The organism is Klebsiella sp. BIGb0149 (assembly GCF_004362605.1).
Lineage (GTDB): Bacteria > Pseudomonadota > Gammaproteobacteria > Enterobacterales > Enterobacteriaceae > Klebsiella > Klebsiella terrigena.
Genome location: NZ_SNYG01000001.1, coordinates 161173 through 174824 on the forward strand (window position 1 = coordinate 161173; position 13652 = coordinate 174824).

Consider the following 13652-nt stretch of genomic DNA (forward strand, 5'->3'; position numbering starts at 1 on the left):
GATTAATTTCCCGTCGGCCGATGCTCAAGTTATTCAGGGAATATATGAATGTTAAACTTCAGGATGTTTATTATGAAAAAATTTGCGCCTTTGAGTCCGAAGGTTAATGCGCTATTGCATGGTGCGGACTACAACCCGGAACAGTGGGAAAACTATCCCGATATTATCGACCAGGATATTGCCATGATGCAGCAGGCAAACTGCAACGTCATGTCGGTGGGTATTTTCAGCTGGGCCAAACTTGAACCTCGGGAAGGCGTATTTGAGTTTGGCTGGCTGGATAGCATCCTGGATAAGCTCTATGCCGCCGGCATTCACGTATTTCTTGCCACTCCGAGCGGGGCGCGGCCGGCCTGGATGTCGCAGGCCTATCCGCAGGTGCTGCGCGTGGGGCGCGACCGCGTGCCGGCGCTGCACGGCGGGCGGCACAACCACTGCATGAGCTCGCCGGTATACCGGGAAAAAAGCTTCAAAATAAACAGCCTGCTGGCGGAGCGCTATTCACGGCATCCGGCGGTGCTGGGCTGGCATATCTCCAACGAATACGGCGGCGAGTGCCACTGTGATATCTGCCAGGAGCGCTTCCGCGACTGGCTGAAGGCGCGCTATGAGACGCTGGATAATCTCAATCATGCCTGGTGGAGCACCTTCTGGAGCCACACCTATAGCGACTGGTCGCAGATTGAGTCTCCGTCCCCGCAGGGGGAGGTCTCCATCCACGGCCTCAACCTCGACTGGCATCGCTTTAACACCGCCCAGGTGAGCGATTTTTGCCGCCATGAAGTTGCTCCGCTGAAAGCGGCAAATGCCGACCTGCCGGTGACCACAAACTTTATGGAATATTTCTACGATTACGACTACTGGCAGCTGGCAAAAAACCTCGATTTCATCTCCTGGGATAGCTACCCGATGTGGCATCGCGACAAGGATGAGACGACGCTGGCCTGCTACACCGCGATGTATCACGACATGATGCGTAGCCTGAAGGGCGGTAAGCCGTTTGTGCTAATGGAGTCGACGCCGAGCGCAACCAACTGGCAGCCGACCAGCAAGCTGAAAAAGCCGGGCATGCACATTCTCTCCTCCATGCAGGCTGTGGCCCACGGCGCGGATTCGGTGCAGTACTTCCAGTGGCGCAAGAGCCGGGGGTCGGTGGAGAAATTCCACGGCGCCATTATCGATCACGTCGGGCACCTTGATACCCGCGTCGGCCGGGAAGTGACCCGGCTGGGTGAGATGCTGAGTCAGCTGCCGGAGGTGGTGGGCTGTAGCACCGATGCTAAAGTGGCGATCGTTTTCGATCAGCAAAACCGCTGGGCGTTGGACGATGCCCAGGGGCCGCGCAATATGGGTATGGAGTATGAAAATACCGTTAACGAGCACTACCGCCCGTTCTGGGAGCAGGGCATTGCGGTGGATATCATCGATGCTGATGTCGATTTAAGCCCCTATCGGCTGGTGATTGCGCCGATGCTCTATATGGTTCGCGACGGCTTTGCCGAGCGCGCCGAAGCGTTCGTTGCCGGCGGCGGTCATCTGGTGACCACCTACTGGACCGGGATTGTAAACGAGAGCGATCTTTGCCACCTCGGCGGCTTCCCGGGCCCGCTGCGCAACCTGCTGGGAATTTGGGCGGAGGAGATTGACTGCCTGAATGAGGGCGAACGTAATCTGGTTCAGGGGCTGGCGGGCAATGAGAGCGGCCTGCAGGGCCCTTATCAGGTGCGCCACCTCTGCGAGCTTATCCATGCTGAGGGCGCGCAGCCGCTGGCGACCTATCGGGATGATTTCTACGCCGGGCGGCCGGCGGTCACCGTTAACCGCTTTGGCAAAGGCAAGGCCTGGCACGTGGCGTCGCGCAACGACCTGGCCTTCCAGCGCGATTTCTTCGCCTCGATAAGCAAAGAGCTGGCGCTGCCGCGGGCCGTCGACGCGGATTTCCCGCCGGGCGTCGTGGCAACGGCGCGTACCGACGGTGAAACGACCTTTGTGTTCCTGCAAAACTACAGCGCCCAGCAGCATAGCGTGACGCTCCCGCCGGGCTATCGCGACTGCCTCTCCGACGCCGCGGCTGATGCGCCTCTGAGCCTGAGCGCCTGGGATTGCCGCATCCTCAGCCGCAAAGCGTAACTCCTCTCTGCCCATGCCTGCTCTCGCGAGCAGGCTTTTTTTTATCTGTTATCATCTGGAGCGTATTATGGTGAGTTTAAAATCCTTCCTGCACTATTTCTCCCAGCCCCGCCCGACGGTTCCGCTAAGCGATGTGGAAAAGCAGCAGGTTCAGTCCCTCATTTCCGCCTTTGGCGGCGAGGAGAATATTGTTAACGTTGATGCCTGTATTACCCGCCTGCGGGTCACGGTAAATAATCTGGCGGTCGTCGACTCTCAGGCTTTACAGCAGCAGGGGGCGTTGGGCGTTATTATTCTTGGACAGCAGGTGCATGCTATTTTTGGCAAACAGTCGGATGCCCTGCGTCAATTATTAGACGGCCACTTTACCGCCCGTCGTTAAATAAAAAAGGGATAACTCAACGGTGAGTTATCCCTGATATACGCCGCATATTTCACGCCGTAGGTGGGCAGCTGCTGTCGTTAAAAACGCTTTCATGACTGCCGCCGTCCCGCGACCCGAATTATTCAGGATATTAAAATAGCAATGGCAATACTCATTACCGGAGGGTAATTAACAACCTTACAGCTGGAGATAAAACGATATTACGCGATATTTATTACCACCAGGCTTCTACCTGGACACCAAAGTTCCACGTGTTGCTGGCAGTCTGATCTTCAAACGGCTTTCCGTGTTCTGAATCATTCAGATAGGAGGCAAAAATACGCAGCTCCGGGCGCGACATAAAGTCAGGACCGTCGGCGAGGCCTAGCGCAATGGTGTACTTCTCACCCGCCTGCTTGTAGTCGGTATTGTTCTTGTAGCTATCTTTCTGGTAGAACCCGCCCACCTCGCCGATCAGCCGTACGTACTCCGTAAACTGATACTGTCCGCGGGCGACGAGGGAAAGCAGCCGCGTTTTATTGGTGTAGTCGGTGATGTCGTCGGCGGAACCCCAGGTCAGAACGTGGTTAATGGAGAACTTCTCGGTTATCGGGATCAGGCCGGTATTGATAACGCGATAGCCGCTGGCGTCGTTGACGTAGTTCCACATGTCGTACCAGCCGCCGCCCTGGGAAACCATATTTTGCGCCAGCCCTTTATTGGCGTACTGCAGCACCAGCTTGTTATAACCGCCCAGCATATCCTGGCTTATCTCACCGGTCAGCATGACGCCGTTTTCAGCATCGTAGAGTCCGCCGTAGCTGTCCTGCTTTTTGGTGGTGTTCGGCATGGCATAGTCGATACCGAATTCGGTCCACGAGCCGGACCACGGCTTCCAGCCGGCGTAGCGCAGATCGAGGTAGTTAATATTGACGTTGCTGTCGCCATCGACGCGGTAGTCGACGTCGTTAGCGTCGCCGCGGATCCATGCGAACGAGACCGCGCCCGGGCCCAGGGTGTAGTTTTCGAGCCCGGCACCGGAGCCGGAAATGTTCCAGTATTTGGTATCAATGATGTGTAGATCGTGGCGCTGGTAATAGCGCTTGCCGCCCCATATCACCGCGTTCGGGTCGCCCGGGACCAGGCCTTTAATCTGCAGGTTGAGCTGACGCAGGCCAAACTGCGCGTCGTCGTTAAGCGTGGTTTCGTTATCGTTGGAGCCGTCTGACACCATGCTGACCATGCTATCAAGGTAGAAGCTGACGTCGTTCTTTTTATAGACTTCCGAGCCGAGCTCCAGCTCGCCGTAGGTATCGGATTCGTTGCCCAGGCGGCCAAGCTTATTCTTTTGCCATTCGGCGAGACTTCCATCACCGGAGACCCCAACCCCGGCGCGCATATAACCATGAAAATCGATACCCGGAACCGTAGCGGTGGCCGCGATTACGGAGGGTGAAATCAGCGCGGCGGTTAACGCAGCAGAAAGAGTGCGCAGCGTAGTGTTCATGTCTATCCTCTTATTGTTTTGTATTACGTTCACATTAACGATGTCATAAAATGCCTAAACGTAAATTCAGGCAAATGAACGATCGCGATAGTGTGACTAACTGCAAATAAAACCGCGCATTTTGTTACGGTTGGTGAGTCCATTCACAATTTAATGTATTGTGAGCGTAATACTTTTATTGACAATTTTTCGCCGGGGAACGTTGCGGGGAGCGTTTTTTCAAATAGCCCCTGTTACAATCCAGGGATAACAACATAAGGAACCGGACCATGAAGTCTAAAAGTGCAACCTTAGAAGATGTCGCTCGCCATGCGGGGGTCTCTTATCAGACGGTGTCCAGGGTACTGAATAAATCTGCCAATGTATCCGAAGCCACGCGTCACAAGGTGGAGAAATCTATTGAGCTGCTGCGCTACGTGCCAAATCGCCTGGCTCAGCAGCTGGTGGGTAAGCAAAGTCGGACCGTCGGTCTGGTGACCATTTCGCTCGCGCTGCACGCGCCTTCGCAGGTGGCGGCGGCGGTGAAACGCTACGCTAACGTTGAAGGGTATCAGGTGCTGATCTCAATGATTGATGAGAGCGTCAACCAAAGTATCCAGGATTCGATCAATGAGCTGAAGTCTCAGCTGGTAGACAAGGTGATCATTAACGTCCCTTTGGATACCGAACAGGCGCAGAAAATCGCCGCTGACAATGACGACATCGTATGTTTGTTTTTAGACGTTGATCCCTATAGCTCGGTGTTTAACGTTTCGTTTAACCCGGCCGATGGCACCCGTGCGAGCGTGAAATATCTCTATGAGATGGGCCACCGTGAAATTGCGCTGCTGGCCGGCCCGGAAAGCTCCGTATCGGCCAGGCTGAGGCTGAAAAGCTGGCTTGAAACGCTGGAGGGCTATGGCCTGCAGCCGGTAACGGTGATCCGCGGCAACTGGGATGCGCAAAGCGGCTACGCCGGGGCTTTACAGATGCTGCGCGAGACGCCGAAATTTAGCGCGGTGCTGGTCGGCAACGACCAGATGGCGCTGGGGGTATTGAGCGCTTTCCATCAGCATCAGGTGCCGATCCCCGGTGAGAAGTCGGTCATTGGCTATGACGATACCTATGAAAGCTCCTTCTTCTATCCGGCGCTAACCACCGTTTCACTGGATCTTGATTTACAGGGGAAAGAGGCCGTGCGCCGCATTCTGGACAGCGGCGATAGCGAAAAGCTGAACACCTCCTCCATCCTTCCGGCGCGGCTGGTGGTGCGTCACTCCACCGGGCCCAAAATGGAGCAGGGGAAGAACCTGCAGGCCATTGCCGAGCAGCTGCGCGCGCTTGCCCATCAGCTGAATTCCTGATAGCCAGCGGACGGGCGTCTCAGCCCGCCGCCTAAATCCCTTTGCTGTTCATGGTTGATCTTTGTTGTCTACCGGCGTAACCTTGTTGTTATGTTATAACGTATCGAATGAGGTCATCATGAAAGCGAATATTCATCCGCATTACCGCACCGTTGTGTTTCACGACACCAGCGCTAATGAATATTTTAAAGTGGGTTCGACGATAAAAACCGAGCGTGAGATCGATCTGGAAGGGGTGACCTATCCGTACGTGCCGATTGACGTCTCCTCCAAATCGCACCCGTACTACACCGGTAAGCAGAAAACCTTCTCCAGTGAAGGAAGCACCGCTCGTTTCCGTAAGCGTTTTGGCAGCTTTATTGATGCGAAAAGGAGCGAATAATGCAGGTACTTAATTCTTTACGCAGCGCCAAACAGCGCCATCCGGACTGCCAGATAGTCAAACGCAAAGGGCGGCTGTACGTCATCTGCAAAAGCAACCCCCGCTTTAAGGCCGTGCAGGGGCGGAAAAAAAGGCGCTAGCCTGCCTGAGGGCGAAGGCTCTCAAGGGTACGGATCTGCTGGCCATCGGCGCTGAAATTGTCGCTGGCCAGCCATCTCTGCATAGCGCTATCAATCTGCGGCCACTCCGTATCGATTATCGAAAACCAGTCGGTATCTCGGTTGTGGCCCTTTATCACCAGCGCCTGACGAAAGCGCCCCTCATAGTGAAAACCTAGCCGCCGTGCCGCCCGGCGCGAAGGCTCGTTCAAACTGTTGCATTTCCATTCATAGCGGCGATAGCCGAGGGTATCAAACGCGTAGCGCATCAGCAGCCAGTGCGCTTCGGTAGCCATTGCCGTTCGGCTAAGCAGCGGCGAAAAATGCACGTGCCCCACCTCGACAACGCCATTATTGGCATCAATTCTCATCAGCGCCAGTGAGCCGACGGGCAGCCGGGTCTGGCGGTCAATCACCGCAAAATGAAGCGGGTCGTTAAGTTCGGCTACGCCGGTTACCCATGCGCTAAACTCTTCGACGCTGCTATCGGGCTCACGCAGCAGCCAGGTCCAGCTGCGCGTATCCGGAGCCAGCTGATGGGCAGCGAAGAGCGCCTCAGCGTGCTTTCCGGCCAGCGGCTCCAGATAACAGAGGCGTCCTTGCAGGGTCTGCCGCTGTGGAGCGGGACGCGGCTGCCAGTCGGGCAGGGCATCGCCAACGGGTTGGCCGAAGTGGTTATGCTGACTCATTTTGCTTTCCTTGTATGGAGGTATGCGCTGAGACTAAGGCCTTACTGGTTCCATAAAAAGAGCCATTGAATTATATTTTTATGGTGCCACGAGGAGCCGCAATGAATATCCCTGACGATGCCTTTTTCACTTTACTGGAACATGCCCTGCGAGACAGGGGCGATGAGACGCTGCAGCGGACGCTGTACCACGCGCTGCGTGGCGCTATTTTGCAGGGGACTCTGGCAGGAGGCAGCCGTCTGCCGGGCTCACGCGCCATCGCCAGCTGGCTCAATCTGTCGCGCAATACGGTAAACGCGGCGCTGGAGCAGCTGGCGATGGAAGGCTATTTGCTGCGCAGCCGGCAGGGGACGCACGTGGCGGCGCTGAGCTCTGCGCAGGAGAGCAAGGTTACGCTACCGGCGATTGCGCTGCCGGAGCGGCTGCTGGCGCTCCCGGCGGGGGCCAGGCGCGACTCTCCTGCGCTGGCCTTTACTCCCGGTACGCCGGCGATTAACTACTTTCCTCTCTCCATCTGGCGACGCCTGCTCGATCGCGTCCTGCGCGAAGAGGGCAGCACGCTGCTGGGCTACGGCGATGCGGCCGGGGAGCTGGCGCTGCGGCAGGCTATCGTTCGCCACCTCGCGCTGTCGCGCGGGATTCGCTGCGATGCCCGGCAGATTGTCATTACCGAAGGCGCGCTTGAGGGCGTGAATTTGTGTACCCACCTGCTGAGCGTCGCCGGCGATACCGCCTGGGTAGAGGAGCCGGGCTATTTAGGCGCCAAAAGCGTATTTCTGAAGGCCGGACTGCGGGTGAAGGGGATGGCGGTCGATAGCGAAGGCATGCGTCCGGAGGTGGATGAGAGCAAAACGCCGAGGCTCATTTTCACTTCCCCTTCGCACCAGTATCCATGCGGAGCGGTGATGAGCGCCGGGCGACGTCTGGCGCTGCTGGAGTATGCGCGCCAGCATAATGCCTGGATCGTGGAAGATGACTACGATAGCGAGTTTCGCTACAGCGGTGAGCCGATCCCGGCGATGCTGGGAATGGTAAAAGACGCGCCGGTGGTCTATCTCGGTACGTTTAGTAAAACGCTGTTCCCGGCGCTGCGGATTGGTTTTGTGGTCATGCCACCGGCGCTGGCCGCCGCGGCTCAGGGGGCGGTTAGCGCGCTGCTGCGGGGCGGCCATCGGGCTGAACAGCGGGCGCTGGCGCTCTTCATCGAAGAGGGCCACTATGCCCGTCATCTGGCCGCCATGCGCCGTTTGTACCGTAAGCGTCAGCTGCAGCTACGCGAGGCCCTGGCCAGGGAGCTGACCCAGCCTTATGACATTCTCGGCGGCGAGGGCGGGCTGCACCTGACGGTCGCCGTTGAGGGGATTGATGATGTGGCGGTGGTTGAGCAGGCCCGCCAGTATCAGCAGGCCCCTGCGGCGTTAAGCCGCTTCTACCTGGACGCACGGCGCGCGCGAAGCGGGCTGGTGCTGGGATATGGCAATACGTCCGCTTCGCATTTTGATCCGGCGCTGCGGACGTTAAATCGTCTTATCAGGCAGTGCCGACGCGGGTCAGGCTGAAGACATCGTAGAACGACAGCTCGCCTTTGGTAGCAATCATTTTTTGCAGCTGCGTTTTCTGCTCGCCCGCTACGCGCGGCGACTGCAGGATCCGCTCGATCAGCTGAGGCGGGACGAAGCGGGTGTTGTACCATTCGCCGTTGTAGCAGACGCGAAAGTCCAGGACGTCGATATCTTCGTAGCGATAGCGTGGATAGACGTCAAAGAAAAAGAAGCCGTTCAGCAGGACAAACAGCACCACCAGTAGCCATACGGAATCCACCAGCGTCTCTGAGGTGAACATGACGACGAAGGTCGCAGCAAAGGCGGCGTACATCGCGACGAACAGCCACGGATGATTGCGAATAAAACTGATGCTGAAGCGCGGACGGTTGTCGCGCTTCTCTTTCACATTGAGCTCATCAATGGTATTGGTCAGCAGTTGCTGTATTTCTGTCATTTTGTCCCCGAATTCTACTAAGGCCCAGCCTGAAGGCTATTTTATGTTGCGGGAATCAGATGGAAAAGTAACAGATCAGTTGCGGAAAAGCATAACAGTTACTCTTTTTCCGCTTCCAGCATCCTGATGATTTGCGCGGGATTGCCGCCAACGACCGCATTCGGCGGAACGTCTTTGACGACCACGGCCCCGGAGGCGATGACGGCGTTATCGCCAATCGTCACGCCTGGGTTAATTACGGCGCGGCCGCCAATCCAGACGTTATTCCCGATGGTGACCGGTTTACCGTACTCTCTGCCGCTGTTGCGCTCGACCGCATCGAGAGGATGAGTGGCGGTATAGATATGTACGCCGGGTGCCAACATGCAGTTATCGCCGATCCTTATCGGGCAGACGTCGAGCATGACGCAGTCAAAATTAGCGTAGAAATTACTGCCGAGATAAATATTGTAACCATAGTCACAGCGGAAGGTGGGCTCAATCCAGGCATCGCCCGCCTGACCAAATAACGCTGTCAGACAGTTTTTGCGTAGTTCACGTTCTTCCGGCGCCGAATGGTTGTAGCGATGCAGCTCCTGCCTGGCATGCAGGCGATCCGCGCGTAGCGTCGCATCTCCGGGCTGATACAGCTCGCCGGCGATCATCTTAAGCTTCTCTTCACTCATGGGGCTTTCCTCAAATAGCGGGTGGGCCACAGTATAAAAAAGAAACCGGTTTCAGATACGCCGTTTGGCTATTTATGCGAGTAATATCACAAATATACCCGAAGTGAGGGGAGGGGACTGATTACCGCCTGGTCGTTACCTGAAATGAATTAGCGAATGAATTTCCACACCGACGTCGGGATTTTGTCGTACAGCTTATTCATGGTCAATTCGGCAAGACGGTGATCGGCCGCTGAGTAAAATACAGCCAATTCGTTGTCCGGAAGTTCGTATTTATTTTTTTCAATTACGCGTTCCAGCGTATCAATTGTCTGACAACGGCGTAAGCGCATCAAATAGTCTGTTTTGGTTAATGGTTCACCAGACATAAATTCACCTTTAAATTGTAATAATACTAACAAGAAAGACTTGCCGGATTTTCCCGGCTGGCGTTAACAAAACAACGGAATAACCGATTTCCCGATTTACGCCATTTTTGCAGGTCTACGCTGTTAATGCCGTAGCTGCTAAACAACATGAAAGTGTCATCAAGGTATTCATCGAGCTGAGCAATCAGTTTATTATCCTCAGCGTACTTAATTTTATAATTAAGCGCGAAGGTAGCAATGTGATCGATCAATTCATTAAGCTGAAGATTGACAGCCGAGGTCGGGTCATTAACCCACCCGTGGTTGCTCTCTTCCAGGTTTGCAAGGCAATCATGATACAGGGTTTCGCAGAGAAATCGAAGCTGTGCGATATCATGTCTTTTTGGCGAGTATTCGTCCATAACACATCCCCTTTTGAGTGGTTTTAAACGACGACTAACAAGCACCGTTGTGGGATGAACACGACTAACAGACCTGGCACATACATTGTAATCCTGTTGATTTAACTATAATCCACTCTTAAACAGATTTCACCGTGCTATTACGAAAAATTACAATTATTACCCTTAATTTATCTTAAAGCACCGGACTCTATTATACCGCAACATATCAAGGTGATGGCTATCGCAAAGCACACCTTATGGATCATTGGTTTAGCAGGTTATTTTGTCATGCACCCGTCGGCAGCCACGGATAACGCTGGTATTAAGAATATTCTGAGTGAGACCGAAGGGTAAAACCGTGAAGAATAATCTGGTAAAAATAGGTTATGTCATATCTTTGCTGATTATATAGCAGAACATCCGCTAAACAATCACATTGTGTGCGCTTTCATCGATAAAAAAAGGGCCGCAAATGCGGCCCTGAGTTCAGAGATTAATGATGCCCGGTCGGATGACTGTGCTCAATATCTTCCGTTTTCTTGCTGAAACGGCGACGAACGACCACGAAGAATACCGGCACGAAGAAGATTGCCAGAACCGTCGCGGTGACCATCCCGCCCATTACGCCGGTACCTACGGCGTTCTGCGCGCCGGAGCCTGCGCCGGAGCTGATAACCAGCGGCATAACCCCGAGGATAAAGGCCAGCGAGGTCATCAGGATTGGACGCAGACGCATACGTACCGCTTCCAGCGTCGCCTCAATCAGGCCCTTGCCTTCTTTATCCATCAGGTCTTTGGCAAACTCTACGATAAGTATCGCGTTCTTCGCCGACAGGCCGATGGTGGTCAGCAGACCAACCTGGAAGTACACGTCGTTAGTCAGACCGCGGAAGGTTGCGGCCAGCAGCGCGCCGATAACCCCGAGCGGTACAACCAGCATAACCGAGAACGGAATCGACCAGCTTTCATACAGCGCTGCCAGACACAGGAATACCACAATCAACGAGATGGCATACAGTGCCGGAGCCTGGTTACCGGACAGACGTTCCTGATAGGACATACCGGTCCAGTCGTAGCCAACGCCAGCCGGCAGCTTGCCCGCCAGTTCTTCCATCAGGTTCATGGCTTCACCGGTACTTCTACCCGGAGTCGCCTGGCCGAGGATTTCCATTGACGGCAGACCGTTATAGCGTTCCAGACGCGGTGAACCGTACTCCCAGTGCGACGTTGAGAAGGCCGAGAACGGCACCATCTGCCCGTCGCTACCGCGAACGTACCAGTTGCCAATATCTTCCGGCAGCATGCGGTATTTCGCTTCGGACATCACGTACACCTTCTTCACGCGACCGCGGTCGATAAAGTCGTTGACGTAGCTACCGCCCCAGGCTGCGCCCAGCGTGGTATTGATGTCGCTGATGGAGACGCCCAGCGCCTGCGCTTTCTCCTGATCGATATCCACCTTGAACTGCGGCGTATCTTCCAGGCCGTTCGGACGCACGCCGACCAGCAGGTCAGGGTGCTTCGCTATTTCACCAAACAGCTGATTACGCGCCTGGGTCAGTTTTTCGTGGCCTAAGCCACCCTGGTCGATCAGCTGGAAGTCAAAGCCGGTTGCGGTACCCAGCTCGACGATAGCCGGCAGGTTAAAGGCGAAGACCATCGCATCTTTAATCTGCGAGAAGCGCGCCATCGCCCGACCGGTAATCGCTTCAACCTTGTTCTCGCTGCCCGGACGTTCGCTCCAGTCTTTCAGAGAAACGAACGCAATACCGGTGTTCTGACCACGACCCGCGAAGCCAAAGCCGTTAACCGCGAACACGGATTCAACGTTGGCCTTCTCTTTCGTGAGGTAGTAGTCCGTCATCTCATCCAGCACTTTCTGCGTACGCTCCTGGGTGGCGCCAGCAGGCAGCTGCGCCATGCTCAGGAACACGCCCTGGTCTTCATCCGGCAGGAACGAGCTCGGCAGACGAACGAACAGGAAGGCCATTCCGACAACGATGATCAGATACAGCACCAGATAACGACCGGTACTGCGCAGGATGTTGCCTACGCTATCGGTGTAGTGGTGGGTGCTCTTATCGAACATGCGGTTAAACCAGCCAAAGAAGCCTTTGTGCTCGCCGTGACCGCCTTTAGCGATAGGTTTCAGCATCGTGGCGCACAGCGCCGGAGTCAGAATCAATGCCACCAGTACCGACAGCGCCATCGCCGAAACGATCGTGATGGAGAACTGACGATAAATCGCCCCGGTTGAGCCGCCGAAGAAGGCCATCGGGATGAATACCGCCGACAGCACCATCGCGATACCGACCAGCGCGCCCTGGATCTGGCCCATGGATTTACGGGTTGCTTCCTTCGGCGGGAGCCCCTCCTCGGCCATGACGCGCTCGACGTTTTCTACCACCACGATGGCGTCATCCACCAGCAGGCCTATCGCCAGCACCATACCAAACATGGTCAAGGTGTTTATCGAGAAGCCAAAGATGGAGAGGATGGCGAATGTCCCTAACAGGACCACCGGAACCGCGATGGTTGGAATCAGCGTGGCGCGGAAGTTCTGCAGGAACAGGTACATAACCAGGAAGACCAGGATAATGGCTTCAACCAGCGTTTTAACCACTTCATGAATGGAGATTTTCACGAACGGCGTGGTGTCATACGGGTAAACAATCTTCAGGCCTGACGGGAAGTACGGCTCCATTTTTGCCAGTTCAGCGCGAATGGCGTTTGCGGTATCCAGTGCGTTAGCGCCGGTCGCCAGTTTGATACCCAGACCGGAAGCCGGCTGGTTGTTAAACTTAGCGATGATGTCGTAGTTTTCGCCACCGAGCTCGACCTTCGCCACATCGCGTAGGCGAACCTGCGAACCGTCCTGGTTCACTTTCAGCAGGATGTTGCTAAATTCGTCCGCAGATTTCAGACGCGTTTGCGCAATGATCGAAGCGTTCAGCTGCTGGCCTTTCACCGGCGGCGTACCGCCTAACTGACCGGCTGCAACCTGGGCGTTCTGCGCTTTAATGGCGCTAATGACATCGACCGGCGTCAGCTGGAAGTTGTTCAGCTTGTTCGGATCCATCCAGATACGCATCGCGTACTGGGAACCAAACAGCTGAACGTCGCCCACGCCTGACGTACGGCTGATCGCATCCTTCATGTTGGCGCCAACGTAGTCGGAAATATCCTCCTGCGTCATGGTGCCGTTGGTGTTGATAACGCCGACAACCATCAGGAAGCTGCTGGAGGATTTCTCCACGCTCACGCCCTGTTGCTGTACTTCCTGAGGCAGCAGCGGCATCGCGAGCTGCAGTTTGTTCTGCACCTGCACCTGCGCGATATCCGCGTCGGTACCGGACTGGAAGGTCAGCGTGATCTGAACCGTACCGGTTGAGTCACTGTTGGAGGACATGTACATCAGGTTATCGATACCGTTCATGTTCTGTTCGATAACCTGCGTGACGGTATCCTGCACCGTTTTCGCATCAGCTCCCGGGTAGGTTGCGGAAATTGTCACCGCCGGCGGCGCAATCGTTGGATATTGCGCGACAGGCAGCTTCAGGATCGCAAGTCCCCCAGCTAGCATGATTATTATGGCGATCACCCATGCGAATATGGGGCGATCGATAAAGAAATTAGGCATGTCTTAACGGCTCCTGTTTAAGTTA

14 protein-coding genes are annotated in these 13652 nt (G+C 55.4%); 7 read left to right on the top strand and 7 right to left on the bottom strand.

What is annotated here, in order from left to right; genetic code table 11:
• The first annotated feature begins 72 nt into the window (after positions 1–72).
• Together EDF75_RS00795 and EDF75_RS00800 are read left to right on the top strand one after the other, a co-directional pair.
• Entirely contained in the window at positions 73–2130 is a 2058-nt protein-coding gene (locus tag EDF75_RS00795; RefSeq protein ID WP_133596448.1) for a beta-galactosidase, read from the top strand.
• A 67-nt stretch (positions 2131–2197) separates the two neighbouring features.
• Positions 2198–2512, top strand: coding sequence for a glucose PTS transporter subunit EIIB (locus EDF75_RS00800; RefSeq protein WP_041144347.1), 315 nt, complete (start codon positions 2198–2200; stop codon positions 2510–2512).
• 217 nt (positions 2513–2729) lie between these two features.
• Here the strand turns inward: EDF75_RS00800 and EDF75_RS00805 are convergent, their stop codons facing one another.
• Entirely contained in the window at positions 2730–4001 is a 1272-nt protein-coding gene (locus tag EDF75_RS00805) for a maltoporin (protein ID WP_133596449.1), read from the bottom strand.
• Positions 4002–4270: 269 nt separating this feature from the next.
• On the opposite strand from EDF75_RS00805, the gene EDF75_RS00810 reads away from it, so the two are divergent.
• The 3 genes from EDF75_RS00810 (at position 4271) to ykgO (ending at position 5866) form a co-directional block, all read left to right on the top strand.
• On the top strand, positions 4271–5344 hold the full coding sequence (locus tag EDF75_RS00810) for a LacI family DNA-binding transcriptional regulator (protein ID WP_041144349.1): 1074 nt from the start codon (positions 4271–4273) through the stop codon (positions 5342–5344).
• Between the two features lie 118 nt (positions 5345–5462).
• The gene (locus tag EDF75_RS00815) at positions 5463–5726 is read left to right on the top strand and encodes a type B 50S ribosomal protein L31 (protein WP_133596451.1); all 264 of its coding nucleotides are present in this window, start codon (positions 5463–5465) and stop codon (positions 5724–5726) included.
• A complete protein-coding gene (gene ykgO, locus EDF75_RS00820) occupies positions 5726–5866 on the top strand; it encodes a type B 50S ribosomal protein L36 (protein WP_003859006.1) in 141 nt (46 codons plus the stop codon). The genes EDF75_RS00815 and ykgO overlap by 1 nt, the downstream gene beginning before the upstream one ends.
• On the opposite strand, the gene EDF75_RS00825 is transcribed toward ykgO, so the two are convergent.
• Entirely contained in the window at positions 5863–6573 is a 711-nt protein-coding gene (locus tag EDF75_RS00825; protein WP_133596452.1) for a GNAT family N-acetyltransferase, read from the bottom strand. The two genes, ykgO and EDF75_RS00825, sit on opposite strands and share 4 nt — an antisense overlap.
• 101 nt (positions 6574–6674) lie before the next feature.
• Here EDF75_RS00825 and pdxR point away from each other — a divergent pair, with 101 nt between their 5' ends.
• Complete coding sequence (gene pdxR, locus EDF75_RS00830) at positions 6675–8132, top strand: MocR-like pyridoxine biosynthesis transcription factor PdxR (RefSeq protein ID WP_133596454.1); 1458 nt, start codon at positions 6675–6677, stop codon at positions 8130–8132.
• On the opposite strand, the gene EDF75_RS00835 is transcribed toward pdxR, so the two are convergent.
• On the bottom strand, positions 8104–8571 hold the full coding sequence (locus EDF75_RS00835; RefSeq protein ID WP_133596456.1) for a YlaC family protein: 468 nt from the start codon (positions 8569–8571) through the stop codon (positions 8104–8106). The two genes, pdxR and EDF75_RS00835, sit on opposite strands and share 29 nt — an antisense overlap.
• Between EDF75_RS00835 and EDF75_RS27525 the strand changes: the two genes are divergently transcribed.
• Entirely contained in the window at positions 8561–8698 is a 138-nt protein-coding gene (locus tag EDF75_RS27525) for a hypothetical protein (RefSeq protein ID WP_371823018.1), read from the top strand. The genes EDF75_RS00835 and EDF75_RS27525 overlap by 11 nt on opposite strands.
• On the opposite strand, the gene maa is transcribed toward EDF75_RS27525, so the two are convergent.
• The 4 genes from maa to acrB all read right to left on the bottom strand — a co-directional run bounded on the left by maa (position 8670) and on the right by acrB (position 13627).
• Positions 8670–9236 carry a maltose O-acetyltransferase gene (gene maa, locus EDF75_RS00840; RefSeq protein ID WP_041144354.1) on the bottom strand — a complete coding sequence of 189 codons (567 nt, stop codon included), beginning with the start codon at positions 9234–9236 and terminating at the stop codon, positions 8670–8672. The genes EDF75_RS27525 and maa overlap by 29 nt on opposite strands.
• 149 nt (positions 9237–9385) lie before the next feature.
• Entirely contained in the window at positions 9386–9604 is a 219-nt protein-coding gene (locus tag EDF75_RS00845) for an HHA domain-containing protein (protein ID WP_041144355.1), read from the bottom strand.
• Positions 9605–9630: 26 nt separating this feature from the next.
• Positions 9631–10005, bottom strand: a complete 375-nt coding sequence (gene tomB, locus EDF75_RS00850) for an Hha toxicity modulator TomB (RefSeq protein ID WP_041144356.1) — start codon at positions 10003–10005, stop codon at positions 9631–9633.
• A 475-nt stretch (positions 10006–10480) separates the two neighbouring features.
• Positions 10481–13627 carry a multidrug efflux RND transporter permease subunit AcrB gene (gene acrB, locus EDF75_RS00855; RefSeq protein WP_133596458.1) on the bottom strand — a complete coding sequence of 1049 codons (3147 nt, stop codon included), beginning with the start codon at positions 13625–13627 and terminating at the stop codon, positions 10481–10483.
• Between the last annotated feature and the right edge of the window lie 25 nt (positions 13628–13652).